General features: G+C 66.3%; 24 protein-coding genes and 1 tRNA gene. 11 read left to right on the forward strand and 14 right to left on the reverse strand.

All coding sequences use genetic code 11. From position 1 onward, the window contains the following. Positions 1-16: 16 nt before the first annotated feature. Positions 17-1,804, forward strand: coding sequence for an asparagine synthase (glutamine-hydrolyzing) (gene asnB / locus NCW75_06780; GenBank protein ID UYV14183.1), 1,788 nt, complete (start codon positions 17-19; stop codon positions 1,802-1,804). A 16-nt stretch (positions 1,805-1,820) separates the two neighbouring features. Here asnB and NCW75_06785 read toward each other — a convergent pair whose 3' ends face one another. Further along, positions 1,821-2,183: a PilZ domain-containing protein gene (locus NCW75_06785; protein UYV13989.1), complete on the reverse strand. Its 363-nt coding sequence runs from the start codon at positions 2,181-2,183 to the stop codon at positions 1,821-1,823. Between the two features lie 134 nt (positions 2,184-2,317). Here NCW75_06785 and queF point away from each other — a divergent pair, with 134 nt between their 5' ends. Genes queF through NCW75_06800 form a run of 3 tightly spaced genes read left to right on the forward strand, consistent with a single transcriptional unit; the run spans position 2,318 to position 4,475 of the window. After that, positions 2,318-2,695, forward strand: coding sequence for a preQ(1) synthase (queF, locus tag NCW75_06790; GenBank protein ID UYV13990.1), 378 nt, complete (start codon positions 2,318-2,320; stop codon positions 2,693-2,695). 50 nt (positions 2,696-2,745) lie between these two features. Further along, positions 2,746-3,732 (forward strand): HD domain-containing protein, encoded by a 987-nt coding sequence (locus NCW75_06795; protein UYV13991.1) that lies wholly within the window; start codon positions 2,746-2,748, stop codon positions 3,730-3,732. A gap of 29 nt (positions 3,733-3,761) precedes the next feature. Further along, complete coding sequence (locus tag NCW75_06800; protein UYV13992.1) at positions 3,762-4,475, forward strand: LON peptidase substrate-binding domain-containing protein; 714 nt, start codon at positions 3,762-3,764, stop codon at positions 4,473-4,475. A 15-nt stretch (positions 4,476-4,490) separates the two neighbouring features. Here the strand turns inward: NCW75_06800 and ychF are convergent, their stop codons facing one another. Beyond that, positions 4,491-5,600: a redox-regulated ATPase YchF gene (ychF, locus tag NCW75_06805; GenBank protein UYV13993.1), complete on the reverse strand. Its 1,110-nt coding sequence runs from the start codon at positions 5,598-5,600 to the stop codon at positions 4,491-4,493. Between the two features lie 616 nt (positions 5,601-6,216). Between ychF and NCW75_06810 the strand changes: the two genes are divergently transcribed. Continuing rightward, the gene (locus NCW75_06810) at positions 6,217-6,633 is read left to right on the forward strand and encodes a hypothetical protein (GenBank protein ID UYV13994.1); all 417 of its coding nucleotides are present in this window, start codon (positions 6,217-6,219) and stop codon (positions 6,631-6,633) included. A gap of 40 nt (positions 6,634-6,673) precedes the next feature. On the opposite strand, the gene NCW75_06815 is transcribed toward NCW75_06810, so the two are convergent. After that, entirely contained in the window at positions 6,674-7,627 is a 954-nt protein-coding gene (locus tag NCW75_06815) for a fibro-slime domain-containing protein (GenBank protein UYV13995.1), read from the reverse strand. Between the two features lie 297 nt (positions 7,628-7,924). On the opposite strand from NCW75_06815, the gene murA reads away from it, so the two are divergent. Further along, positions 7,925-9,280, forward strand: coding sequence for a UDP-N-acetylglucosamine 1-carboxyvinyltransferase (gene murA / locus NCW75_06820; protein ID UYV13996.1), 1,356 nt, complete (start codon positions 7,925-7,927; stop codon positions 9,278-9,280). Here murA and NCW75_06825 read toward each other — a convergent pair. The 6 genes from NCW75_06825 to NCW75_06850 all read right to left on the reverse strand — a co-directional run bounded on the left by NCW75_06825 (position 9,277) and on the right by NCW75_06850 (position 11,750). Beyond that, on the reverse strand, positions 9,277-9,474 hold the full coding sequence (locus NCW75_06825; protein UYV13997.1) for a hypothetical protein: 198 nt from the start codon (positions 9,472-9,474) through the stop codon (positions 9,277-9,279). The genes murA and NCW75_06825 overlap by 4 nt on opposite strands. After that, a complete protein-coding gene (locus NCW75_06830) occupies positions 9,464-9,739 on the reverse strand; it encodes an HPr family phosphocarrier protein (GenBank protein ID UYV13998.1) in 276 nt (91 codons plus the stop codon). The genes NCW75_06825 and NCW75_06830 overlap by 11 nt, the downstream gene beginning before the upstream one ends. A 29-nt stretch (positions 9,740-9,768) precedes the next feature. After that, positions 9,769-10,251 (reverse strand): PTS sugar transporter subunit IIA, encoded by a 483-nt coding sequence (locus tag NCW75_06835; protein UYV13999.1) that lies wholly within the window; start codon positions 10,249-10,251, stop codon positions 9,769-9,771. A gap of 2 nt (positions 10,252-10,253) precedes the next feature. Beyond that, positions 10,254-10,571, reverse strand: coding sequence for a ribosome-associated translation inhibitor RaiA (gene raiA / locus NCW75_06840; protein UYV14000.1), 318 nt, complete (start codon positions 10,569-10,571; stop codon positions 10,254-10,256). A gap of 58 nt (positions 10,572-10,629) precedes the next feature. After that, entirely contained in the window at positions 10,630-11,520 is an 891-nt protein-coding gene (locus NCW75_06845; GenBank protein ID UYV14001.1) for a DUF502 domain-containing protein, read from the reverse strand. A 157-nt stretch (positions 11,521-11,677) separates the two neighbouring features. Then, positions 11,678-11,750 (reverse strand) — tRNA-Ile (locus NCW75_06850). 136 nt (positions 11,751-11,886) lie between these two features. Here NCW75_06850 and NCW75_06855 point away from each other — a divergent pair. From NCW75_06855 to NCW75_06865, 3 genes are read left to right on the forward strand one after another with little or no spacing between them, the layout of a single operon-like run. After that, positions 11,887-13,212, forward strand: coding sequence for an efflux RND transporter periplasmic adaptor subunit (locus NCW75_06855; GenBank protein ID UYV14002.1), 1,326 nt, complete (start codon positions 11,887-11,889; stop codon positions 13,210-13,212). Continuing rightward, positions 13,209-16,526, forward strand: a complete 3,318-nt coding sequence (locus NCW75_06860; GenBank protein ID UYV14003.1) for an efflux RND transporter permease subunit — start codon at positions 13,209-13,211, stop codon at positions 16,524-16,526. The genes NCW75_06855 and NCW75_06860 overlap by 4 nt, the downstream gene beginning before the upstream one ends. A 16-nt stretch (positions 16,527-16,542) precedes the next feature. Then, complete coding sequence (locus NCW75_06865) at positions 16,543-17,325, forward strand: alpha/beta hydrolase (GenBank protein ID UYV14004.1); 783 nt, start codon at positions 16,543-16,545, stop codon at positions 17,323-17,325. Position 17,326: 1 nt separating this feature from the next. On the opposite strand, the gene NCW75_06870 is transcribed toward NCW75_06865, so the two are convergent. From NCW75_06870 to NCW75_06890, 5 genes are all read right to left on the reverse strand, one after another. After that, positions 17,327-18,871: a trypsin-like peptidase domain-containing protein gene (locus NCW75_06870; GenBank protein UYV14005.1), complete on the reverse strand. Its 1,545-nt coding sequence runs from the start codon at positions 18,869-18,871 to the stop codon at positions 17,327-17,329. Between the two features lie 114 nt (positions 18,872-18,985). Next, positions 18,986-19,696, reverse strand: coding sequence for a 7-carboxy-7-deazaguanine synthase QueE (locus NCW75_06875; protein UYV14006.1), 711 nt, complete (start codon positions 19,694-19,696; stop codon positions 18,986-18,988). After that, positions 19,693-20,382 (reverse strand): 7-cyano-7-deazaguanine synthase QueC, encoded by a 690-nt coding sequence (queC, locus tag NCW75_06880; protein UYV14007.1) that lies wholly within the window; start codon positions 20,380-20,382, stop codon positions 19,693-19,695. Before queC ends, NCW75_06875 begins: the two co-directional genes overlap by 4 nt. Then, entirely contained in the window at positions 20,379-21,113 is a 735-nt protein-coding gene (locus NCW75_06885; GenBank protein UYV14008.1) for a hypothetical protein, read from the reverse strand. The genes queC and NCW75_06885 overlap by 4 nt, the downstream gene beginning before the upstream one ends. Further along, positions 21,113-21,682, reverse strand: a complete 570-nt coding sequence (locus NCW75_06890) for a GNAT family N-acetyltransferase (GenBank protein UYV14009.1) — start codon at positions 21,680-21,682, stop codon at positions 21,113-21,115. Before NCW75_06890 ends, NCW75_06885 begins: the two co-directional genes overlap by 1 nt. A gap of 94 nt (positions 21,683-21,776) precedes the next feature. On the opposite strand from NCW75_06890, the gene NCW75_06895 reads away from it, so the two are divergent. Together NCW75_06895 and NCW75_06900 are read left to right on the forward strand one after the other, a co-directional pair. Continuing rightward, a complete protein-coding gene (locus NCW75_06895) occupies positions 21,777-22,238 on the forward strand; it encodes an acyl-CoA thioesterase (GenBank protein ID UYV14010.1) in 462 nt (153 codons plus the stop codon). Positions 22,239-22,278: 40 nt separating this feature from the next. Then, positions 22,279-26,712: a hypothetical protein gene (locus tag NCW75_06900; protein UYV14011.1), complete on the forward strand. Its 4,434-nt coding sequence runs from the start codon at positions 22,279-22,281 to the stop codon at positions 26,710-26,712. Positions 26,713-26,718 lie beyond the last annotated feature (6 nt).

The following is a 26,718-nucleotide window of genomic DNA, read 5'->3' on the forward strand; positions in this document are numbered from 1 at the left end:
CGGCGTGTGCGGCATTGTGGCCATAGCTCGCGGCGCGGGCGCAGCGTTATCCGTTTCGGAACGGCAAGCAGTACGCATGCGCGACACGCTCGCGCACAGGGGGCCCGACGGTGCCGGGGTGTGGTCGATGCCGGGGGTCTTCCTGGGCCAGCGCCGCCTGGAAGTCATCGCGCCGGGTGAAGCGGGCCGTCAGCCGATGGCCTCGCGCGATGGCCGGTGGGTGATCGTCTACAACGGCGAGTTGTACAACGATCCGCAACTCCGCAAAGAACTCGCCACACTCGGCCAAGAGCCGGATTCACCCAGCGACACCGCCACAATGTGCCAGGTGCTCAGCGCCTGGGGGCCACAGGGGCTACGCAAGTGCCGGGGCATGTTCGCGATTGTGGCGTACGACACGGTCGAAAATCGTCTGGTTCTGGCGAGAGATCCGCTGGGCATCAAGCCGCTCTGCTACGCCATCACCCAGCCGCCCGACGGTGGCGGTCCCGAGTTGGTCGTCGCCAGCGAGGCCACCGCGCTCTTCGAGCACCCCCACCTCTCTCCCAGCGTCGACCCACTCGGGCTCACCGCGTACCTGACCACCATCCGCCTGAGCACCGAAGGCCGGACGCTGTTCGCCGGCGTGTCGATGCTCCGTCCGGGACAGGTTCAAGAAATCGACCTTCGCGACGCCACCCTCACACCGCAAGAGTGGGAGTTGCCCATCGAGGGTGGCGACCCAGACAATCTTCGCGCACTCGTCGAAGAATCGGTCTCCCAGCACCTACGTTCCGACGTTCCCGTGTGCGTCCTGCTCAGCGGTGGGCTCGATAGCACGATCATCGCCGCCACCACCCGCCTCCACCGGCTGCGACTGCCAACGTTCGGCGCGGGCGACGGCAGCGATGATCCCGAGGCCGATGCCGCGTACGCGCGACGGCTGGCCGGGCAATGGAACCTGCCCCACCGCTCGATCCGCATGACCCAGGACCGATTCGTCGCCGGCGTGCGCATGCTCGTCGAGCGCACCGGCCAGCCGGTCAGCACGCCCAACGAGACCGCCATCCACGCCCTTGGTTGCGCGATCCGCGCGGGTGGGTGCAAGGTCGCGCTGACCGGGGAGGGAGCCGATGAGCTCTTTGGTGGTTACCACGGGCCGCTGCAACAAGCCGCCGAATACCTCGACAACGGCGGCGACGACCCGGCCATCGCGTTCCTTCTTGGCAACGCCTGGGTGCCGCCGCAGATGATGCCCCGCGTGCTGAGCCCGAAGCTCGCGCGCATCGCAGAGTTCGCGGGGTGGCTCGTGCAGGCGTACCGCGACGCGTACCAGCTCGAAGCGGCCAGACCGGGGCCCACGCTCGCACCGCGCGACGAGGCCATGCGCACGAGCATGCGTCTGATGCGACGTACGAACCTCACCGGCTTGCTCCAACGCGTGGATAGCGCCCTCTCGCAATCGGGAGTCGAGGGCCGCACGCCCCTGGCCGATCGCGTGGTTGCCGCGTTCGCCGATGGGTTGCCGTTGAGTCAGAAGTTCGATCCCACGCTGCCACCGCATGAGGGCACGAAGATAGCGCTCCGCCGGGCGTTCGATGGCGTCGTGCCAGCGGAGATCCTGAACCGCCCCAAGGCCAGCTTCCCGCTGCCGTTCCAGGGCTGGCTCGGGCCGCTGTTCGACGACCTTCGCGACGAGCCGATCATCGACGAGTTCTTCAACCGAGACGCCTGGGACCTGGTCGCACAAGACCCCGAGGCCAACTGGGCGCAGGCCTGGCCCATGGTCAACATCGGGCTGTGGGCCAAGCGATGGTTTGGGTGAGTACAGGTCCGGTTGATCAGCCCGCCCGCGAGCGGGCAACGTCTTCGCAAGCCGCGAACAGGCCGGCGAGCGCGTGCTTGGAATGGTCGCTGAGGTCGACGAACTTCAAGCCCAGCTCACGCGTGAACATGGTGGGACGCGACGACCACGCCACGGTGACCTTGAGCGGCAGCACCTCGGTCATGCCGTGGAGTTGCACGTCGAACTCTCCGTAGGTCTCCAGGGGCGGCCAGGGCTTGCCCCGCAGCCGCATGCCGCCGGGCCCGATATCCACGACCCGCCCCAGCTTGGTCCGGAGATGGCGGATCTCGATCCGACCGACGGTGCGACGGTTGGATTCCTTGAGCCAGTGGGCGTGTGTTCGCAAGACGTCGTTCATGGCACCAGCAGATCGTCAAAGCAGGGCTCGAGCCAGATGGGCCTTGCCCCAAGCGCCAGCCTTTGGGTCGGCGTGGGCCGGTCATGACGGCTGCACCGGCTTGATCGGCCCCGCCCTGCGGTCTATGACAGGCGATGCCCGACCCAAGCCTGCTCGAAGCCTTCCCCACCCCCGTCGACACGCCATTCGTCATCGAGCACGTGGCCGAGGAATTCACCTCGCTGTGCCCCAAGACCGGGCACCCCGACTTCGGGGAGGTCGTGGTCGTCTTCGAGCCCGCGCCTGGCAGCTCGGGCGGCCTGTGCGTCGAGCTCAAGAGCCTCAAGCTCTACCTGCAATCGTTCCGCAACGAGGGCATCTTCTACGAGGCCGTCACCAACCGCATCCGCGACGATCTGGCCGCCCTGATGCACCCCAACTGGATGCGCGTGACCACCAACTGGCGTGGCCGGGGCGGCATCCGTTCGGTCATCCGTGCCGACCACGGCACCGTGCCGCCGAATCTGGCCTGACTCCACGCCTAGGTTCTCCCCTCACCCAGCAGCCGAAAGCGAGCCCGACCTTGGCCGATAAACCCAACCGCACCCTCCTGTCAGATGTCGGCGAGGGCGAGCACGTCAGCGGCCCGTACGCCATCATCAACGCCCAGCTCGGCAAGACCCGGACCGACAAGCTCTACCTGCGCTGTTTGCTTTCGGATCGTTCGGGCACCGCGCCGGGCCGCATGTGGTCGATCGACGAGTCGACGTACAACCGGCTGCCGGCCGAGGGCTTCGTGTGGGTGGAAGGTGACGCCCAGGCCTACCAGGGCGAGATGCAGATCATCATCCAATCGGTCGACCCATTCGACCCGAACGAGGAGATGATCCGCGAGCTGCTACCCGCCTCGAAGCGCAACCCCGAGGAAATGTTCGCCGACCTTCGCGCGATCTTCGACACGTTAGAGCACCCCGCCGCCAAACGCCTCGCGCAGGCGTTCTTCGACGACGAGCCGCTGATGTCGGCCTTCCGCACCGCCCCGGCCGCCAAGGTGCTGCACCACGCGTACTTGGGTGGTCTGCTCGAGCACACGCTCCAGCTCTGCAGCCTGGCCGACCGCATGCTGCCGCTCTATCCCGACCTCAACCGCGACCTCATCCTGCTCGGACTGCTGCTACACGACATGGCCAAGACGCGGGAGCTGAAGTACGACCGCGCGTTCGATTACTCCGATCGCGGCCTGCTCGTCGGCCACATCGTCGACGGCGTCATCCTGTTGCGCGAGAAGGCCTACCAGGACGGTGTCGACCTACCGCCCGAGGCCATCATGGTGCTCGAGCACATCATCCTCTCGCACCACGGCGTGCCCGAGTACGGTGCGGCCAAGGTCCCCGCCACGCCCGAGGCGATCTTCGTCTCGAATCTCGACGACCTGGACGCCAAGACCGAGATGGCCCTGGTGGCCGCCAAGCGGGATCGCGTGGACAAAACCGACCTCCGCGGCAAGTTCACCGAGAAGCACTGGGCCCTCAACACCCGCGTGTACCGGCCCGACCCTCTGCGCGAATAGAAATCGCCCGCCCGGGCATACACTTGGGCATGAGCGAGGAAGTCGCCATCCAGGTCAATTTTGGCAAGCCCATGCCGGTGTTCCCGCTGGGCGTTGTCGCGCTGATGCCCCAGCAAGTAGCACCCTTCCACATCTTCGAAACCCGCTACCGGCAGATGATCGGCGACGCCCTGGACGGCTCGGGCCAGATCGCCATGGCCACCTACGACACGAGCGATCTCGAGGTGTTCGACCACAGCGGCGATTCGCTACCCCTGCGGCCGGCCGTGTGCATCGGCCAGGTCTTCCAGCACGAGAAGCTGCCCGACGGGCACTACAACATCCTGCTCCAGGGCATCTGCCGCGCCAAGATCGTCGACGAGATGGCCCCCGACGACGAACGGGCGTATCGCACGGCGTACCTCGAACCGCTCGACCTGCCCGGGCATCCTCAGCTGGGCCTGGACACCGCACGCCAGAAGCTCACCGAGCACCTGACCGCCTGGCCGCTCCAACAGCTCCGCACCGCGGCATGGGTCGTCGAACGCCTCGAAAACGAGCAGATCCCCGATTCGGCCGCCTTCGAACTCGTGTGCTTCTCGCTGTTCACTGATCCCGAGTTGCGCTACCAGTTGCTGGCCGAGCCCGACGCCAAGCGCCGCGTGCGCTTGGTCGAGCTTGCCCTCAGCGACATGGCCCGCATCATCCGCAACGCCGCTTCGCAGCACCCCGAACGCTGGCCCAAGGGCGTGAGCTGGAACTGAGCTGCAGAAACAGGCCTACACGTTGAACAGGAAGTGGCACACATCCCCATCCTGCATCGCGTAGTCCTTGCCCTCCACGCGCATCTTGCCGGCTTCCTTGATGGCCTTCTCGCTGCCGTACTGATCGAGCACATCAACGCCGTAGATGTTGGCCCGGATGAACCCGCGCTCGAAGTCGGTGTGGATCACGCCGGCCGCCTGCGGCGCGGTCGCGCCCTGGCGGACGGTCCAGGCCCGGATCTCCTTCTCGCCCGCGGTATAGAAGCTCTGGAGGCCCAATAGCCGGTAGGCCTCGCGCGCCAGCTTGCCCAGCGCGGGCTCGTCCATGCCATAGTCGGCCAGCATCTCGGCCTTGTCCTCGGGCTCGAGCTCGGCCAGCTCACTTTCGATCTTTGCGCACACCGGCACGAAGGCGTTGCCCTCGCCCTCGGCGTGGGCTTTCACTTTCTGGGCCAGCTCGCCCTTGCCGGCGGCGTCGCTCTCGTCGACGTTGGCGATGTACAGAATCGGCTTGGCCGTGATGAGCCCAAGACCGCGCCACGCCTTGCGCTGCTCGGCATCGATGATGGAGTCGGCGATCACGCGAGCGGGCTTGCCCTCGTCGAGCACGGGCTTGATCTTTTGGAGTACGGCGTACCGGGCGATAGCCTCGGGCTCGCGGCTCTTGGCGGCGCGCTCTGCCTTGGGCAGGGCGCTCTCGACGGCCTGCAGATCGGCCAGCAGCAGCTCGTTGTTGATCGTCGAAATGTCGCGCATCGGGTCGACCGAGCCGTCGACGTGCAGAATCTCCTCGCCGCCCGGCGCCTCCTCGAAGCAGCGGACCACCTGGGCGATGGCGTCGACCTCGCGGATGTTGCTCAGGAAGGCGTTGCCCTTGCCCGCGCCCTCGCTGGCACCACGGACCAGGCCGGCGATATCCACCAGCCGCATGGCCGCGGGGATGACCTTCTGCGTCTCGATGTGCTTGTGGATGCGCTCGAGGTTCGGATCGGGGATCGGCACGATGCCCACGTTGGGCTCGATGGTGGCAAAGGGGTAGTTGGCCGCCAACGCGCCGGCGTTGGTTAGGGCGTTGAAGAGTGTGGACTTGCCAACATTGGGCAGCCCGACGATGCCTGCGTCCATGGGTTCGATTCCGATTGCTTGGGGCCTGCGATGCGGGAAAGGGGCAAAGGTATGCACGCCCGCGTCCGGCTCGCGGTTATCTACCCGCCCCACATGCCCGATTGCTGGCCATAGCCCGAGTTTGGTGGTCTACTTGTCAACGAGGCCCGGGGTACACTGTCGCCTGAACGCGAGCGCTCGTAGCTCAGCAGGACAGAGCAACGGTTTCCTTCGTCAAAGAGGGGCCCGGCCCGGAAACGGGCCGAGGCGAACCGGGTGAACTCGGGGAAACCCTAGTCGCTCCCGTTGGGCGATGGGCAATCCCGAGCCGAGCCGTCGGCGGGGTCTGGAGCCAAATCCAGAGCCGGCGGAAGGTGTAGAGACCAGCGGGTGAGCCGCCCCGGCAATACCCCCGCACCGAAGGTGGTTGACGCCACCGGAGGAAGCGCCCGGCACCCTACCCAGACGCGCATGTCTGGCGGGTGAAGAGATGGTCCGGTCCGTGGTGAAAGCCGCGGGTGTGCCGAAACCGTAGGTCGGAGGTTCGAGTCCTCCCGGGCGCGTTGAGAGAATGAGAGCCGGCGAACGGATTGCCGGCACGAGACCCGGACGGAGCCACAGCCTCGCGGAGGCGAGCATGGCCACTCCCAGATTTGTTGTTACCGCGTGCACCGGCGCGATGCTGGCCCTGACGCTCGGCGTCCAGGGCTGCTCGACACCCGCCGCACATCACCGCCACCAGCCGCCAAGCTTCGCCCAAGCCGCGCCCACGATCACCACCGAGTCGTGGGCCACGGTGCTGCCCTTGCCCGGCATCGAGCAAGACCGGGTGGCCTACGCACGCCGCGACACCGCGCTGGGCATGCCGTCACCGGGCTACACCAGTGTGGCCGGCTCCTGGCGGGCCAACGAGCGACCCTCGCTCACGCGATACCAGTTCATACCGCTGTCGCGGTCCCCGCACACGTTCCTGTTTTTCACCGCGCCGGCGCAGCATGAACGCCGTGCGCCTCGGGTCCCCAGGAGGGCCCATCCGTGGCGCACGGCGTGGTAGCTGAACTATCGGATCGGCCCCACATTCGGGCCGGCCGGCCTTAGTCGAACGAGTTGCTGTTGCTGGGCAGCTCGACCGAGCGCAGCTTCAGCGTGGTCTCGATGCGGAAGTTCGAGCGCGTGTAGTGCCTCTCGGCGAAGAACACCTTCAGCTCGTACTCGCCGCCGTCCTCCAGGAAGTTCAGGCGGCTCAGATCGACCGTCTGGCTGACAGCGCCGTGGACGCCGCCGATGTCGATCACCATCTTGCCGTCGATGAACACCCACACGTCGTCGTCGCCGAAGAACGTGAACACGTTGTTCGCGTCCTCGTCGTAGACAAACTTGGTGGCCAGCTCATACGTGAAGTGGTAGTTGTGTCCCCAGCGATCGCCCGCCGGGTTGCCGTACAGTTCCTCGTCGATGGGGAAGAAGCCCTGGATGCCATCCTGGCTGCTATCGTCATGGGCGTGGAAGACGTAACGATCGGTGCCCGCCTCGCGGGTCAACGTGATGCCGGCCGGCTTGGCCAGATTCACACCGGGGACCGTGCGGAACCACTGGTTAAAGCTCTCTTCACTCGTGAAGACGCTCCCACTCTGGGCGTTCAGCGTGCCCGTGGTGTCACCTTCCATGACGTCCATGTAGTCCACTTCCGAGGCGAAGGGGAACATCCGCCGGCCCTGGGGGTCCTTGAAGCTGCCGTCGATCTTGAAGCCATTGCTGCCGTCGCGCAGCGTGGGCTTGCCATCGTCATCCAGCTCGAAGCCCACGAAGCCCACACGCAGTCCGGTGTTGTACCGCTGGAAGTCGGGGTGCCCACCCTCGGTATGGGGGCGGAAGTCACGGACCGTACCGGTCAGCACCAGTTCGCTGGGCAGATCGGCGTACGGATCGTCCGACTGTCCCACCTGGGCGTTCGCCACGGTTGTGCCGCACGCCAGAGCCACGATGCCGGCCACGCCGACCGCGCCAGCGGCCCGCACGATCCGGCGAGAAGATTGACCATTTCGCATCGTTGCCTCCATGCCGGGTCACCCGGCCAAAAAACTCACCCCACCATGGGGCGTCACAATCCACCTACAGCCTCGATTGCGCGCCCGACCGCGGCCATCCGCTGCCATGAAAAGAGGCCGTCTGGCGTGCGGGATGTGCGGGCTGGGAAATCCCCGCGGGCCATGCGGGACGGTTTCCAACGCTCGACGCCCTTGGGCGTCGATGTAACCGACAGGGTCGCTCGATTTTCGGACGCCCTGGTGGCGTAGGCTGCCGCCTTCTCAATCCAAGAGTTCGTACGAATCGGAGACGCACGCATGGACGCGTTTGTGATCGAGGGCGGCAAGCCCATTTCCGGCAGGTTCGAGGTCCACGGGTCCAAGAACGCCGCGCTGCCCATGCTGGCGGCCGCCCTGCTCACCGATGGGCCGGTCGAACTCTCGGACGTGCCGCACCTCGAAGACATCACCAACATGCTCCGCCTGTTGGGCGAGCTTGGTGTTGAGGTCACCGAGCAGCCGGGCAAGGACAGTGGCGGCCGGGCCGTGCATACCCACGTCACCGACACCAGCCTGAGCCACGCCCGGTACGACATCGTGCGGACCATGCGGGCGGGCGTGTGCGTTCTCGGCCCCATGCTGGCCCGCCGTGGCGAGGCACGGATCTCGATGCCCGGGGGCTGCGCGATCGGCCCTCGCCCGATCGACCTGCACCTGAAGGGGCTTGCGGCCCTGGGGGCATCCATTAGCTTGGCCAACGGCGACGTGGTCGCCAAGGCCCCTGCCGGCGGACTGCGGGGGGCCACCGTGTTCCTGGGCGGCCCCTTCGGCTCGACCGTGCTGGGTACGGCCAACATCATGAGCGCCGCCACGCTGGCGCGCGGCCGGACGGTCATCGAGTCGGCCGCCTGCGAGCCCGAGGTGGTCGACCTGGGCCGGTTGCTCCAGATGATGGGCGCGAAAATCTCGGGCCTGGGCACGCCCCGCATCGTCATCGACGGCGTCGAGCAGTTGGGGGGGGCGACCCGCCGCGTGATGCCCGATCGTATCGAGGCGGGCACCTACGCCATGGCCGCCGCGATGACCAAGGGCGAACTCACCATCGCCAACTGGCCGGTGGATGCCCTAGTCGGCCCGTTCGAGATGCTGCGCGACGCGGGCGTCGAAATCGAACTGAGCGAACACGAACCGCTCGACACCACCGGTGGAGATTCGATCCGCGCCACCGCGTTCGTGCGCCGCACGGGATCGCTTCGCCCGGTCGAGTTGACCACGCAGCCGTTCCCGGGCTTCCCGACGGACTTGCAGGCCCAAGCCCTGGCGCTGCTCACGCTGGCCGACGGCAACTCGATTATTACCGAAAAAATCTTCCCCGAGCGTTTCCTGCACGTCGCCGAATTGTTGCGCATGGGCGCGCACGTCATCCGCCACGGCCCCACCGCTGTCGTCAGCGGGGTACCCAAGCTGGTTGGCGCGCCCGTGATGGCCAGCGATCTGCGGGCCTCGGCCGGTCTCGTGCTCGCCGGGCTGGCGGCGCGCGGCCGCACGGTGGTCCGCCGGGTGTACCACCTCGATCGCGGCTACCAGCGCATGGACGAGTACCTGACGGGGCTCGGTGCCGACATCCAGCGCATCAGCGAGAAGGCCCTGGAAGAGGTGGCCGTCCCCGCTTAGCCCGGCTTCTCGGCGGCGGGCGCGACCAGCACCGGGATGCCGCCCCGCACCGGATATCGCAACGGCTCTCCGACGACACGCACCCAATGGCCGCCCTCTTCCAATTCCAGTGGTTTGCCCGTGATCGGGCACCGCAACTGCTCTGGCAGGCGAACCGGGGGGGGAGCGGGTTGGGCGCTCCGCTCACTCTTCATCGAAGCCCCGATCGAAGAGGTCGGCCAGGGCCTTGCACGCCTCCTCGGCGTCGTCGCCGTTGGCGACGACCTCGATCTCGACGCCCTGGGTGGCCGCCAGCAGCATGATCTGCATGATCGACTTGCCGTCGATCTCCTGATCGTCGCGGCGCAGCAGTATGGCGCTCTTGAACTGCTGGGCCACGTCGGCCACCGCCGTCGCCGGGCGCGCGTGCAGCCCCAGCCGGTTCGTGACGGTCACCTTGGCGGCGCACTCCTTGGCCAATCCAATTCTCCCGAGCGAAGCGACGGTATTCAGCCGGGCAGCTTCTGGTGATCGGCCTCGTGCAGTAATTCGATGATGTCCTCGCGCGTGGTCGCCTGCCGCAGGAACCGCCGGAACGTCTCGTTGCCCAAGCTCTTGAAGATGACCTCCATCGCCTTGAGGTGGTCTTCGGGGCTACTGCCGGGGCTCAGCAGCAGCACCACCGAGTACACCGGCTGGCGGTCGAGGGCGCTGAAGTCGACGCCCTTGCTGCTGCGTCCGACCGCGGCGGCCATCTTGGTCACGCCGGGATGCTTCACGTGCGGCACCGCCACACCCCGGCCGAAGCCCGTGGAGCCTTTGCGCTCACGCTCGAGCACGGCGGCCACGAGCGCGTCGCGATGCTCGGCGTCGGCAGCACCGGCTTGGACCAGCGCGTCGATCATCTCGGCGATCACGTCGTCGCGTTCGGTGGCATTCAGTTCTGCCACCACGGCATCGGGTGCCACGATCTCGGTCAGCTTCAAGGCCATGTCTAGTGCGCCTGCCGCTTCTGGACCTTGACCTTGTCGTGCAGGTCGGTGAGCTGGCGGATGCCCTTGTGCTGCACCGAGTCGATGACGCCGTACAGGTCGCCCCCATTGTCCTTGCTTACCAGATCCTCGTGGTGCTCAACGTCCACAATCAGTTCGACCTCGAACGAATCGCCCGATGAGCTGTTGTGGTGCTCGATGGTCCAGGTCACCGACTGGATGCGGTCGAAAAAGCGGGTGAGCTTCTCGGATTTCTCCTCGGCGTGCTGACGGATGGGGTCGGTGATCGTCATGTGCCTGCCGACGACTTCGATGCGCATGGTCAAATCCCTTCTGGCCGGCGTCCTTCCGGCCCGCTCAAGCATACTCACCCGAGCGTCAGCGTTGCGGTTTGGCGGTCCTGGCCGCCTCATCGGCTTCCGAGGGGTGAGGGGTCTCGTCCGCTGGCTCGGGCTTTTTCGTGCCCGGGGGGGCAAACCGGTCGGGCACGAGCGTGCCGCCGGTGATGAAGAACCGGATCGCCTCATCGATGGACATCGGCACGTCGATGGCCTCGTCACGAGGCACCGTGATGGCAAACCCGGTAAACGGGGTGGGCGTCGAGGGGATGAACACCGCGATGCACGGCACCCCTGTCGCCTCGTGGATCATGGAGATCGAGTCGCTGGTTACCAGGCCCAGGGTCCACAAGCCGCGGCGGGGGTACTGCACCATCACGACACGGCGAAAGGCCACCTTGCGGTCGCCCATGATCAGGTCGACGACCTGCTTCACGTGGGGATAGACCTGCTTGAACCCCGGGATCTGAGAAATCAGGCGCTCCACGCGGGCGTAGAAGCGGCGGCCCAGGTAGTTACCCAGCAAGAGGCCGGCGAGGTAGATGAGCATGATGGCCACGAGCAAGCCGGCGCCCCGGAGATACCAGTGCTGGTTCCAGAAGTCACCGAGTTGCTTGCGCACGAGGTGCTCGCGCACGACAGTCGTCGAGCGGCCGCGGAATGGCCGGCCCTCGGGCGAAGCCAGGAATTCGTCGATCTGTCCCGGCTCGACCACCATGAACTGGGGCCGGCTGTCCTCGGGCGTGACACGGGGCGCGATCTCGACCACCACCACCCGGATGCCGCGGTTGATCGGCTCGGCCACGTTGTTGTACAGGAACACGAACGCCTGCCAGAGCAGCCACAACGTCAGGATGGAAGGCAGGAGGACGGCGAGCCCGCGGCCGAAGAACCGCTTGAAGTCGTCCATGAAGCTTTCCTGGCGTGCCACGCGACCGATTCCCTTCAGCGTGAAGACGGGTCCGGCCAGACGCCAGGGGTCGGCTTTGGATGAGTGGGCTGATCGCACCCAAGAACGACCGCGAGGACCGGAACATCCGCGAGGGCGGGAACGCCGACGCTCCGAGCCGGCTCCTGGTCCGGAGGAATGGGCCTGACAGGACTTGAACCTGTGACCTCACCGTTATCAGCGGTGCGCTCTACCGACTGAGCTACAAGCCCGGACCGCCGAGTGTATCGGCTCGTTGGCGCGAGTCAACGAGTTCAGCCGCCCCTAAAGGCCTGTTGCGGCGTAATGTTGCACCCAAGGAGGGGCGTTCGGTCGCCCAAATACATGCCAAACATATCTCTCAGTCGATTGCGGAAGGCCCTCCCGCTTGCCACCCGCGTCCTGGTCGGGGTTCTGCTCCTGGGCGGGGCCATTGGCCTTCTCCAGGTTCTTAAGGCCACCAAGGCCGAACCCGCTCTCAGCGAGAACGCCGGGTTGCCGCCGCTCGTGCGGACCGTCCAAGTACAGCGCGTCGTGACGGCTCGGCCTTGGACGGGCTACGGAACCGTCCGGGCGATGTCGTCGGCCCGGGTCGCGGTGCAAGTCGCCGGGCGGGTGGTCGAGCGACCGGACACGATCGAGGCCGGGCTGGCCGTATCGGAGGGCGACCTGCTGCTCCGTATCGATCCGACGGACTTCCAGCGGCGGGTGGCCGCGCTGGAAGGGCTCATGGCCGCCCTGGAGGCGGAGTTGGATCAACTCGACATCGAAGCCGAGTCGCTGGACGACCAGCTCACGCTCGTACTCGAAGAGGAGGACATCGCGAGGCGTGAGTACCAGCGTGCCAGGGGCGTCTTCGAAGATCGGGGCGCGGGCAGCCAGGCCGAAGTCGACCAGAAGCTGTCCGCCCTGCGCCGGGCCGAGCGTGAAGCTTCCGCCCTTGACCAGCGATCGCGGTCGATCCCCTCCAGGCGGGCGGCGGTCCAGGCCAACCTCGCTTCGCAAGAGGCAGAACTCGGCGTCGCACGCGAGAATCTTGAGCGTGCCACAGTCATCGCTCCGATCGATGGCGTGCTCCAGGACGTGTTCCTCGACACGGGCGATTATGCCCAAGTTGGTACTGAAGTCGCCCGGATCGTCGACCTAGCGCGGCTCGAGCTGCCCCTCTCATTGCCCGCGTCGGCCGCTGATGACATCGCCATCGGCGACGAGGTCGAGGTCTCGCTGGAGTCGGGATCTGCCGCACGCTGGAAGGGCCGCATCAGCCGCCTCGCACCCGAGGCGGATGCCCAGACCCGCTCGATCCGCGTCTTTGTTGAGGTCACGCAAGAACTGGAAACCGACCAGAGCGGCATGCTGGCACCCGCCACGGGCCAGATGCTCCGACCTGGCATGTTCGTCGTCGGGCGTGTGCGGCCCAGCCAGCCTCTGGCCCACCTGCTCGTACCACGCCGGGCAGTCGTGCAAGGGGGCGTGCTCGTGGCCGAGATGAACTCGCCCGCGCGCGCTGAGCGCGTTGAAGTCGAGACGCTCTTTGCCTTGGAGGGCAGCTTCGACGGCGCTCCCGAGGGCGAGACGCAGTGGTATGCGGTGCAAGCCGAGATCCAGGAAGGCCAGCGTGTGCTGGTCAGCAACCTCGACGATCTCCGCGATGGCTCGCCCATCCGTCTGGGCGAGGCCGGGGACACGCCATGAGCCTGCCAGCCTTTGGCGTCCGCAAGCCGGTCGTGGCCAACTTGGTCATGTTCGCCATCATCGGCGCGGGTGTGCTGCTGGGCATGGGGTTGCGGCGCGAGTTCTTCCCCGAGGTGAGCGCGAACCGCGTGGTCGTTTCCGCACCGTACCCCGGCGCTTCGCCCGACGAGATCGAGCGTTCGCTGGCGATCAAGATCGAGGACCGCGTCTCGGACCTTCGCGATGTGGTGGAGATCAACACAACCGTCACCGAAGGCAGCGCCCAGCTCATCATCGAGTTTCAGGATTCGATCGACATCGATGAGGCCGTCAGCGACGTGAAGCGAGAGGTCGACGCCCTCCAGGATCTGCCCGAGCAGTCCGAACGCATCATCGTTGACAAGCTCGAACCCAATCTGCCGGCCATCATCGTCTCGATCTTCGGCGACACAAGCGAACGGGCCCTCAAAGAAGCCGCCCTGGCTATCCGCGAGGATCTGCGCGCCCTGCCCGGCATGGCCGACGTCACCATCGACGGCATCCGCACCGACGAGATCCGCGTCGAGGTCAGGCCACAGGCGATGGTCGAGCACCAACTGAGCCTCCCCGCGATCGCCGATCGTGTGCGCGCTTCCATGCAAGAACTCCCCGGCGGCACCGTCCGCACCGGCACACAGACGCTCTCGGTACGCACCGTACGAGTCGAGGAAGATTCACAGCTCATCGCCAACATCGTGGTCAAGAGCGGGGGTGGCCGGGTGCTGCGGCTTGGCGACATCGCCGAAGTGACGTACGGCTTCCGCGACACCGACCTCATCACGCGCTTCGAGGGCAAGCCCGCCGTCTCGCTGACCTGCTTCCAGGTGGGCGACTCGGACGTGGTCACGATCGCCGAGATCGCCAAGGCCTACACCGCCGGCATGCGGGGCGACCCGATCGAGTTAACAATCGGGGAGCGCATCTCCAAAGCCATGCGGGCGATGCAAAACCAGCAACTCGAGAGGCAGGGCAAACCCCTCGACCTCAGCCCGGTGTCCGACCGCCTTCTCGCCTATGAGGAAGGCCAGAAGTGGATCGGCCGCCTGCCCGGCGAGGCCCGAATCACCACCGACTTGGCACGGTTCGTAACAGGCCGGCTCAATCTCCTCACGCGCAACGCGCTACAGGGCGGCGCGCTGGTGTTCCTGGTGCTCGTGCTGCTGCTCAACTGGCGGGTGTCGTTCTGGGTGGCCATTGGCCTGGTCATCTCGCTGGCGGGCACCATCGCCATGATGCGCCTCACCGGCATCACCCTCAACCTGCTCACGATGTTCGGGCTGATCATCGTCATCGGCATTCTGGTCGACGACGCCATCGTGGTGGCCGAGAACATCGTCGCGCGCCACGAAGAGGGCATGTCACCCACACAGGCGGCCATCGAGGGCGCGGGGCAGGTGTCCTGGCCAGTCGTAACCACCGTGCTGACCACCGTGTTCGCGTTCCTGCCGCTCGCGCTGATCGAGGGCCAGATTGGCGATTTCCTAGCGGCGTTACCCATCGTGGTGGCCGTCTCGCTGCTTGTCTCGCTGATCGAGTCGCTGTTCATATTGCCAAGCCACATGGCGCACACGCTGCGTAAGTCCGACAAAGCCGAACGCACCGGCAAGGTCTCCCGCCTCTCCCGCTTCGAGGCTCGCTACGACCGCGCCCGCGATGGCCTGTTCACCCATGTGCTCATCCCGCACTACACCAGGCTGCTGGTCAAGTGCCTGAGGTATCGCTATCTCACGCTGACGGTGGCGATCTCTGCCATCGTTGTTTCGGCGGCCATGGTCGTGGGTGGGAAATTGGAGTTTATTTTCTTCGAAGTCGAAGACGCCGAGTCGATCAACGTTACGCTGCGCATGCCCATCGGCACGCCCGTGGGCGAGACCGACGCCATCGTACGTCGCATCGAGCAATCCTCGCTCGCCCAACCCGAGGTGGCCAGCGCGTACTCGTCGGTGGGTGCCATCGGCGACGTGAACGGCGAGGGCGGCGACATCGCCCAGCCCCACCTGGGCCAGATCTTCCTCGAGCTCAATCCCGTCGAGCAGCGCGACCGCACGAGCAACGACGTGATCCTGGCCATTCGCGACCAGCTTGGCGAGCTGCCCGGCGTCAAAAGCCTGCGCTTCGAGCCCATCGGCGGCGGACCGGGCGGCGTGGCCATCAGCCTGGGCATCGTGGGTGACAACACCGAGCAGGCAACGGTGGTCGCCGATCGCCTCAAGGACATGCTCGACGAGATCGAGGCGGTCTTCGACATCGAGGACGACGCCGACGCCGGCCAGCGCGAGCTGCGATTCGATCTCAAAGACGGAGCAACAGAACTCGGCTTCACGCGGGCGCTCCTGGGTGAGCAGATCCGCGGCGCGGTCTTCGGGCTCGAGCCCCACACCTTCGCCGGCAATCGCGAGGACGTCAAGGTCCGCGTCACGCTGCCCAAGGCCACCCGATCGAGCCCGGTCGCCATCGAGGACACCTATGTGTTCGCGCCATCCGGCCAGGCCGTGCCGCTGATCGAGGTCGCCACGATCGAGGAAGGCCGCGGCTACGCCACCGTGCGCCGGCTCGACCGCGAGCGCATCATCACCGTCAGCGCCGACGTCAACCGACAGCTTGGCAACCCCGAGGAGATCGTCGCGTCGCTACGGTCGAAATTGGTCGAGCTGGAACGCGAGTTCCCCAGCGTGCAGATCGTCGAACGTGGGCGGCAGAAGGATGTGGCCGAGAGCTTCGCGACGCTGCCGCTGGGCATGGCGGTCGCAGCAGGGCTCATCTTCGTCACGCTCGCGTGGCTGTTTTCCAGCTACCTCCAGCCGCTCATCGTGATGGCGGCGATCCCATTCGCGACGGTTGGCATGATCTGGGGCCACATCGCCCTGGGCTTCGCGATGACGTTCCTCTCGCTCATCGGCTTCGTCGCGCTCTCGGGCATCGTGGTGAACGACTCGCTCATCTTCATGGAGTTCTTCAATGAACGCCGGCGCGGTGCCGCGGGCTTGCCACTCGCGCTCGTTCGTGCCGGCCGCGCCCGCTTGCGACCCATCCTGCTCACGACCATCACCACCGTGCTGGGCCTCACGCCGCTCATGCTCGAGCAATCGTTCCAGGCCCGGTTCCTGATCCCGATGGCCATCACGATCGCGTGCGGGCTCATGTCGGCTACGGCCATCATCTTGCTGGTGCTGCCATCGATGCTGGCGATCCTGAGTGACATCAAGGCCCTGACGCGCATGGCCTGGACGGGTTCGATGACCAAGGAAACCAATGGCAACGGAGAGCCCGAACAACCCGCCGCCACGGGCCCTTAAACTCGCCCGCGGCATCATGCGCATCGGCGTGATCATCGCGGTCATGGGAGTGCTGCTCTTGGCCATCGGCCTGATCTTCTCACCCGACCGGGCCATGATCTTTCCGGCTTCCATCGCCGGGCCGTTGCCACCACCGCCCAATGGCGTCCAGGCCATGCAGACCGACGCGGGGGTGGTGTGGTTCCTGCCGGCCACAACCACCGAACCCGCCCCGGCCATCATGCTCTTCCACGGCAACGGCGAGAATATCGCCAGCACGCTCTCGACCGCCAAGGTGTACCAGTCGCGAGGGCTGGCGGTTGCGCTCGTCGAGTACCCCGGTTACGGCGGCACACCCGGCAAGCCAACCCAAGCCTCGGCCACCACAGCCGCAGTCGCCGCATACGACACGATCAAGGCACGCGATGGCATCGACGCCGATCTCGTCTTTACCCACGGCTTCTCACTTGGCGGGGGTGTCGCAGCGCAGCTCGCCCGGCGCCGCCCGCTTGCGGGGCTGATCCTCGAGTCAACGTTCTCGAGCCTGACGGCGATGTACCGATCGATGCGCGTCCCGGGGTTTCTGTGCCGCGATCCGTTCCGCACCGACCTGGTTCTCGCGAACTTCGATCGCCCCGTGCTGCTGATTCATGGCAAGCAGGACACCATCGTGCCGCCCATCCATAGCCAGCGCCTGCATGAGATCGCGTCCGATTCGGTGTACCTGGAAACAGACGGCGGCCACAACGATGGGCCGTCGGACCCAGAGGCCTACTGGAGGGCCATCGACGACCTGATCGCCCGTTCTACGGAGCCTTGAGCTAGCCCCGCAACCGAACCACCGCGCTCTGGCGGCGACCGCCGCTGACGAACTCGACACGCACACCGGTGCTCAGGTCTGCCTTCTCCATCACGCCGATGAGTTGCTCGACCGTTCGGACTTCCCGGCCGTTGACGCCCAGGATCACGTCGCCCTTGGTAATATTCAGAGCGCTCGCTGGCGTCTCTGGATCAACCTCGATCACCAGCACGCCCTCGCTCGGCATGCCGGGGAAGAGCAACGGCACGCTCTGATCGATCGTCGACCCCTGGACCCCGAGTACGCTGACCGCCTGGGCCCGCTCCATCGCTTGTTCGAGTGCGCGTCGCTCTGCCTGGTGCTGCTCGCGATACGCGAGGGCTCGCAGCTGATCGCTCCCGGTAACCTCAGCCTCGAGTTCGAGGGTCTGGCCATCACGGACAATCTGCAACGTGATCGGCGTCCCGGGACGCGTCAGGCCTACGAGGTTTCGCAAGCGGTTGAAGTTCTCGGTTTGGCGGCCGTTGATCGCGATGATGATGTCGCCGGGCCGGATGCCAGCGAGATCGGCCGGACCGTTGTCAATCACCGTTTGCACGTACACGCCAATCGGCAGGTCTTGTCCGGTATCGGCCGCAACATCCGAGGTATTGACCAGGTCGCTCACGCCCAGGAAGCCCTGCTCGAGCTGGCCGGTTTCTCGGACGTTCTCAAACACGCTGGTGGCGATCGCGCTGGGGATGGCAAAGCCGATGCCCACCGAACCCCCGCCATCGGACGAGGCGATCATCGAGTTGATGCCCACGAGCTCGCCGTGCAGGTTCACCAGTGGCCCACCACTGTTGCCGGGGTTGATGGCCGCGTCGGTCTGGATGAACTCCTCGAAACGATCGACACGCTGCCGTGTTGCCTGGCGTGGTGCCAGGCCACTGCGGCCCTTGGCGCTCACGATGCCCGCCGTCACGGTGTGGTCGAGCCCGAACGGGCTGCCCACGGCTACGACCCAGTCGCCCACTTGCAACCCATCACTATCGGCAATGCGGGCTGGGATCAGGTCTTTGGCCTCGAGTTGCAAAACCGCGAGGTCGGTACCGGGGTCCGAGCCGACACGCTGGGCCGGCACTGTCCGCCCATCGGACAGCGTGACCAGGATTTCATCGGCACCCTGCACCACGTGGTGATTCGTCAGAGCGAACCCGTCGGCGGTGACGATCACACCGGAACCAACACCAGCGGGCAAGGTTTCTTCCTCTCGCACGATGCGGCCGAACTGGTCACGCACCGTGCGATACACCCGCCGGGCGGTCTGGATGTGGATCACCGATGGCTCGATGTTCTGCGAGGCGTGGCGGAACACGCGGCTGAGGCTGCCCGCGAAGGCAACATCAGCCTGGACGTCTGCCGGCACGTTGGCACCAGCCTGATCCTTCGGCGTGGCGAAGACCAGACCCGTATCGGCCTCGTCGCCCCGCTGCCCCGCTCCCGCGTCCTTGGGGAGCAAAGAAACGGCAATCCCGGTGACGGCCACCATCACGGCAGCGCACAGCACGGTCATCCTGATCGACATGCGCACCTCCTGTACTCAGGGACTGTATTGGCCAAGCCCCCGCCATGTTCACCCTTGATGGGACGCGCGAGCGGGTTCTTGCTGTCGATAGCAATTTGTTCGGATGTTATTGGGCTAAGTTCCGCGCCGATTACCGAAAAGCTCGATATGGAGCCTGTGGCAGTACCGCCAGCCTCGAGCCAGGCAGGTTTCCACAAGCCAGCCAAGCCCGGCAGGGTCGGGGCTAGCCACGCCCTCGGGCATCAGCAACACGTCCCGGGCAGCGACATGGGGCAGCCGCGACAGCACGGCCTCAATCTCGGGCAGGTCGGCCGGCGAGGCAACCACAAACTTGAGCTGCCGCTCGCGGTGATCGACCAGCAAGGCGTTCAATGCGTCGAAGTCCAATCTCTTCTTCTCGTGCCGGATGGCCAACGCCCCGCTCGGATCACGCGGGTCGTCGACGGGCGTGCTGTTGGCCAGCTTCGGGCTCAGGCTCAGCAGGTCGCAGTGCACCGGCCGGTGGACGGTGCCGGCGGTCTCGATGGTCACGTGGATGCCCATCTCCGCCAGGCCGCGCGAGAGGTCGGCGATGGCCTCGAAGATCATCGGCTCGCCTCCGGTCAGCACGGCGTGAGAGAGGCCCGACGTCCTGGCCTCGCCCAGCAAGTCCCTGACCCGGCGCTGCTCGCCCTTGGGCTCCCAGCTCGCGTAGGGCGTGTCGCACCACGAGCACCGCAGGTTGCACCCCGCCACGCGCACGAACCACGAGGGCACGCCGGTCAGCTTGCCCTCGCCCTGGATAGAGACGAACGTCTCGGCGATCGGCAGCGCGGGCCCGCTCATGCGTACCTCGTCGGGTCTTGCACGCCGGCGGCCTCGAACCCCCGCCGCCGCAGGATGCACGCGTCGCAGCGCCCGCACGCGATCGGCCCGTGCTCAACCTTGGTGGGGTCATAGCACGAGGTCGTGAGCGCAAAGTCCACGCCCGCGTCCAGCCCGGCGCGCACGATCTCGGCCTTGCTCATCTCCAACAACGGCGTGCGTACGCCCAGGGGGTGGTCTTCCTGCGTCCCACGGCGCGTCGCCAGCGTTGCCGCCTTCGCGAAGGCATCAACGAACTCGGGCCGGCAGTCGGGGTAGCCCGAGTAGTCCACGGCATTGACACCGATGAACACGTCGCTCGCGCCCAGCGTCTCGGCAAGGGCCGTCGCGATCGAGAGGAACACGAGATTGCGGGCCGGCACGTACGTGGAGGGGATGTCGCCCTCGCCCGGCTCGGCACCGCCCTTGGGAACATCGCCTCCAGTCGTGAGCGAAGATCCGGCGAAGGGCCCAACATCCAACGAATACACGGTGTGCGACGCGGCCGCGAGCTGGCCGGCGACGAGGCGGGCGCAGCGGATCTCCGCCTTGTGCCGCTGGCCGTAGTCGAATGTCAGCGCGTGGCACTCGAATCCCTCACGCCTTGCCAAGGCCAGGCAGGTCGCGCTATCGAGCCCACCACTGAGCAGGACCACCGCCGCGGTCATCTCGCGCTCGCGTTCTTGCGCAAGATTGCCCCGCGAGCGGTCGCGCCGAGCTCGGTGAACTTGCGCTCGAAGTTGCTGCCAATCAGCCCCCCCTCGGGCGCCGAAGGCAGCTTGGGCAGGTCCTCTCGCGTGAAGGGCGGCGACGCAAACCCATCGGGCACGCCCTCGCACCACCGGGCGAATTGCCGCTCGTAGAACGCCCACAACTCGTCGTGGTCGGTCGCGACCCGAAGCTCCCCGTTCGGGCGCAGCACACGCCAGCAGTCGGCCAGGAAGCCATCCTGCAGCACCCGGTTCTTGTGGTGCTTGCGCTTGGGCCAGGGATCGGAGTAGTACAGGTGGAGCGTGTGGACGCACCCGTCGGCCACCCGCCACTTCAGGAACGCCACCGCGTCGTCCCGCAGCACCCGGGCGTTCACGATCGCCCCGGCTTCCCGATGCCGGCGCACGCGGTCCGCCGTGTAGAAGTACACGTCGGGATCCTGCTCGATGGCCAGGAAGTTGCTCTGCGGCCTCGCTTGTGCGGCCTCGACCAGATACCCGCCCTTGCCGGGGCCGACCTCGATCTCCAATGGGTGATCGGAATGCTCGAACCATCGCGATGGATCGTGCCGGGCAGACTCCGGCCGTTCGAGCAGGTCATCGGGCAGCGTGCCCAACTCTTCCTTCGAGACACCCACCACACCCGGCGCGGCGTCGAGGGTCTTGCCACGGCCCAAGTCGGTGCCCATCAGTTGGCCCCCGTTTGCGATGTGAGAGTCTTGCTCATGATGAGGCTCTGGTAGTTGGTGTACGGCCAGTGCCACGACTGGACCACGCGGTAGCCCCGCCGCTCGTAATACCCACGCAGCGGCACGTCAGGCTCGGCCATGCTGAGCGCCAACTCGGACGCCCCCAGTGCGAGAGTTTCCTGCTCGACACGCCCGAGCAATGCCACTCCCACACCGGCACGCTGCAGCCCTGGATCGACCGCGAACTGCGAGAAGTGCGTCACGTCCTTGCGAAGGAACCATGGCGGAAACGCGGCGTCCTCGCGTTCCTGAAAGAGGATCGCCCCGAGCAATCGCGTTGCAAAACCGGCCGATGGCGGGCCATCCGAGGGCTTGAGCGCGACGAACGCCTGGCCCCGATAGCAGCGCTGCCGGGTGATCTCGACCGATTGGCGGCCGGCCAGGGGGTCCATCCCCCGCTCCCGCTGGCCCGCGTACGCCCGGTGCAACAGGTCCGTGATCGGGGCGATCGGGTCGGTGGCCAGCAACGCGCGGACCTCCACTGGGGTAGCGCCTTGCCGGCCAGGCATGGCCCGGGGTTGGTTGGTGTCAGGGCGGGCCATCCGGCGTCTGGGAGCCTCCGAGGCTGAGTCGTGCGAGAAACGGTAACGCTAGACTCGCCAGGTGCCCGCAACGAATCACAACCCAGCATCTATCGACGCACAGGCGACATCCATCGAGGTGCGTATTCGATATTGCGAATGCGATCCCATGGGCGTAGCCCACCACGCCAGTTATGCGCCCTGGCTCGAGATGGCCCGCACCGAGGCCCTCCGCGTGAGCGGGAAGACGTACGCCCAGATGGAAGCCTCGGGGGTGTTCCTGGTCGTGACCAGACTCGAACTGGCCTATCGCCGCCCTGCGCGGTACGACGACGTGCTGCGCATCTCGTGTGCCGCAAGCATCGCAGGGCGGGCCCGACTGCGGCACGAGTATCGGATCGAACTCATCGAAGCCGGCGACGCACAACACGGTCGGACCAACGACCAACCACTGGCGACCGCCACCACGGAACTGGCGTGTGTTGATGCCACGGGGCGGCCCTGCCCGATGCCTCAGTGGCTGGTGGACGTGGTCCGAGGCTGACCTGCACCGCGCGGAGATCCGATTGGGCGACACCAACGACATGCCACAGACCACACCGAAACGCCGCTCGCGGCGTCGGCGGTGGTTGTGGCGCGTGTCGTGGCTGGCTTTGATCGTAAGCCTCCTGGGGGCAACCGCCATCGGCCTGCTCTTTACGCCTGCGGCGGGCGTGATCCTGCGCCCCAAGCTCGAGCAGGAACTTGGTGTCCGGACCGAGGGTGGCTCTTTGCGGATGGACCTCGGCGGCGACATCATTATCCGTGATGTGACCTTCCGCACACCCGACGTTGCCGGTGGACCGGTCGGCGAGGCGTCCCGGTTCCTCGTCATCAAGCATGGTCGCATCCTGCTGTGGTGGCGCGGCAAGCTGCGCGGCCAGTCGCTGGTGCGCCGCGTCGAGGTGTTCGACGCTGATGTCAGGCTCAGCAAGCCCTTCGACGACTTCGATCTCAACATCCTGGCGATCGAGCCGCCACAGAAGGCGGGCCCGAGCGGGCCGCTGCCGAGCATCATCGTTCACAGGGCCCAAATCCTGCTCGGTGAGCACAATACCAGCGGCGACATAACCGAGCTGCGCACGCTTCCCATGGTCGCATCGCTGAGAAACTCTCGCGATGAACCAGGAGCCTATGACGTCACGGCTTTCGAGGATCCGAAACTCAGCACGAGCGCGAAACCCCTGCGGTTCGAGGGCAGCCTGGGGCCGAATGGTTTTTCTGGCAAACTCGGCGGCATCGATATGGCGGATTTTCCGCCCGAGACCATACCTGTCCAACTCCGTGATACGTATACCGAGTTAGCCGTGGCCGGGCGTACACGCGGCGCGACCGTGCGATACAACCGGGCGCTCGACGTTCTCGAATTGGTGCTCGATTTCCAGGAGGCGTCACCCTTTCCGGCACCGTTCACCGAGGATTCGGATATCAGCGCGCGTCTCGACCTTCGGTTACCCGTGCCTACCGACGAGCAGGGCACGCTCCAGCCGCTCATTCCGGCCAGCGGCAGCGGGCAGCTCCGCCTCGTGCAGCGACCCGCCCCGGTCAATGGCACGGGCGTCTCGTGGCGCAGCGTGCAGGCACCCGAGGAACCGGGCGAGATCGGGTTGGGCCAACGCACGTTCATGATCGAGGGCCGGCTCAACAGCACGATCGAGGACGCGAACGCCCAGATCGACATGCGGCTGTGGATCGGTGGTGCCACGCCGCTCTATGAGTTCGAGGTCGCCACGGCCGAGCCGTACGAGTTCAGCCTAGCTACGCCCTGGCTGCACCGAGAGACGCCCGTGCTGCAGACGGTTTCCAAGGTTCTCGACATGCTTGAACCCGCGGGCACCGTCTCGCTCATCGCACGAGTGTCGCAGGTAGCCGAAGGTGATGGCGTGCGGCAGAGCGTCGAGGGCCGCGGCACCATCCGTGACGCGAGCATGCGGTTCGAGCACTTTCCGTATCCGATAGGCGGGGTGTCCGGCACCATCGAACTCGATGATGGCCAGATCCGCCTTGTCGGGCTGCGCGGCTCGACACCTTCGGGTTCGGAAGTGCTCGCGTCCACGACCATCACGCTCGACCAGGTCGCCACAGGCGTCGACGTCGACGTGCAAGCCTTTGGCGTGCCCTACGACGAGACGCTCCGGCAGACGCTCGACGAGGTCGCCCCGGAGATCCGTGAGATCATCTTGAACGAGGACGCGCTGGCCTCGGCGTACAGCGATGGGCTCGTTCGCGAGCCCGGAGCGATCGGTCGAGCGCCCGCCTTTGCCTTGGGCGGTGAGGCCGACGCGCACGTGCGTGTGATCCGTCGGCCGGGCGTCAATGGCAGCACGACCGTCAACGTCGAGGTCCGCACGAGCGGTTTTGGTCTTGTGCCAGAGGCCTTTCCGGTTCCCGTCATTATCGATGACGCGCTGTTGACCATTGACTTACCGTCGGAGCTGGAGACGTTGGCCATGGGACGCCCCCAAGCGGTCCGCATCGAGGCCCAGGACGCACGGGCGACAACGGTCGCTGGCGGCGAGGCCAAGCTGTCCGTCGTCGTGAGCGTCCCGATCGATGTTCCGTCGGATCAGGACCGAGCCACGACCGTTGACGTGACTGTCGATGCCCAGAACGTGCCCGTCCACGAACCGCTGCTTGCCGCCGTGCCGGGTGGTAGTAGCGAGGGCGAGCAGCCGGACGGACCCCGCGGCTTGCTCCGCGCTCTGGGGCCGAAGGGCGAAATCAACGCCCTGGTGCGGATCTTGCGCGACGAATCGGGCGAGATTGACTGGTGGGCCGAGATCGTACCGCAAGATGCCTCGCTCGTGCCCGCCCCGCTCGATGCCCGGCAGCCGTTAGCCATCGAAGGCCTGATGGGTACCATCCGCGTGGATGGCGACGGCCTCCGTGGAGAAGTTGCCGGCATGACCAGACGAGGCGGCGCCGTTCGCGCAAACTTTCGAGCCAACTTCGGGCGGGACAGCGCGATCGTCGTGCTGACCTCAGAAGACCTGAATCTCGAATGCCCCGTGGAAGACGCCGTTGCCGTCTTCGCTCCCGAGCTCGCACGTTCACTGCTCGCAGCACGCGATACCTTCGATGTGCGCGGCATAGCCGACGTCTCGACCAGTGTGCGCAAGGCCGGCGAAGACGTCTCGGCCGAGGTCCGCGTGTCCCGAGTAGACCGGCTGCGCTTCGACTGGCTCGATGGCCGCATGGGCCTGGACAACGGCCGTGGCACGATCATAGTCTCGACCACCGACGAGGGGCCGCTGGTCAGCTTCGATCGCGTGCTGGCCGAAGGCAGCTTCGAGAACGAACCCATCGGCCGCGTCCGCTTGCGAGGCGAGATGCCGATCGATGCCCTACGCGATGCCGGCAGCCGGTTTACCCGACCTACCACGCTGGATCTCGAAGTCCAGGGCGGACGCCTCGAATCGAAACTCCTCCGCACGCTCGCCGGCAACCGCAGCGCGTCGGGGGCCGAGTCGCTCCTGGGTCTCTGGGATATTCGCGGCGAGTACGACGCCTTGGTGGCCCTCGAAACACCGGCGTATTCCGGTGATGGGCCGGGTGCCAAACCTCTTCGGGCCTTCGAACTCTCGCCCTACGACGCCTCCATGATCCGCAACGGCACGCGCATCGACGTGCCCTGGGTCAGCGGCGTGGTTGCCGGCCAGGAACTGGCACCCAGCGACGATGGCCCGGGTGGAACCGCCCGATACGCGGGCGAAGTCGACTACCTGACCCTCGGCGGCGACGACTGGTGGGTCTCGCTCGACGGCTATTGGCGTGCCGACGGCGGCAGCGAGAGCGAGTTCGAAGTCTCGCTCGATGGCCAGATCCGCGAATCGGAAGATGGCGTCACGCACGCGCACGGTTTGCCGGCGCCACTGATCGGCATATTGCCCCCGGGTGTCGGTGCCACACTCGACACCATGAACGTCGAAAGCACGGGAGAAGTGACGGTCGAAGACGGCCGCTTGCGCGTCAAGTCCCATCGGCGAACGGACACGCGCATCGAGATCGATGCGGCCGTAGCTATGGAACGAGTCGAGATCGGTTTACGGCCAACCGCCGAGAGCTCCGAGGAAGACGGTACCACACGCCCCATCGCGATGTTCGATCGGGGCGTCCTCGACGTCCAGAGCGACACCGCCCACGCCCAGCGTCGCGCAACGATGGATATCTCTGCGGATCAAGGGCAGATATGGGGTCTTGGCGTAGGTGATGTAGAGTTGCACGCCGACGTGAATCTCGATGGCACGATCGACCTTTCCAACGTCCGCGCCGATGCGGGTGGTGGACGCGTCGCCGGCCGGGGCCGTGTCATCCTGCCGCCGATCGAAGGTGATCCTGCTCGATTCGAACTCGACTTGGGTGGTGCGGGGCTGCACACCGAACGGCTCCTGGCGGCCGTCCAGGAACGCGAGACCGAACAGACCCGCGGCGCGGGCGACCTTGACCTGTCTCTGGGCCTCGCGGGAGAGTTTGGTGATATCGACAGCCTCCGCGGCCGGGGCTCGATGCGCATCCGCGGCGGCTCGCCCGTCGAACTGCCGCTTCCCATCCGCGCGGCCGTTGAGGCGATGAATGTCAACTTCGGTGCCGACCGCTACGACGCCGTAAACGGCGAGTTCTATCTCCAGGGCCAGACCATGACCTTCACTCGCCTAGCGGTGAGCTCTGACTCGGTGATCCTCAATGGCCTGGGCACCGTTGGCCTCCGCGGCCGCGAGCTTGACATGAGCATCACCAGCCGCCCCACCAACGACACGATGTTCCGGTCGTTCGTGCGGATGATCCGCGAGGTCATCGTGGCTATCGAGCTGCGCGGCACGCTGGACGACCCCGCGCCGGCGCCGAAGCCCCAGGCACTCGTCGGCCCGCTCGACCGGTTCCGCCGCATGCTGCAGGGCGGCCTGACCTACGAAGAGTGGACCAAGGAACGCCTGCGCCGCTTTGACCGTGAACAAGGCGAGCCCACCAGCGGATGGTGAGCTTGG

Origin of the sequence: Phycisphaera sp. (assembly GCA_025916675.1) — a bacterium.
Lineage (GTDB): Bacteria > Planctomycetota > Phycisphaerae > Phycisphaerales > UBA1924 > JAHCJI01.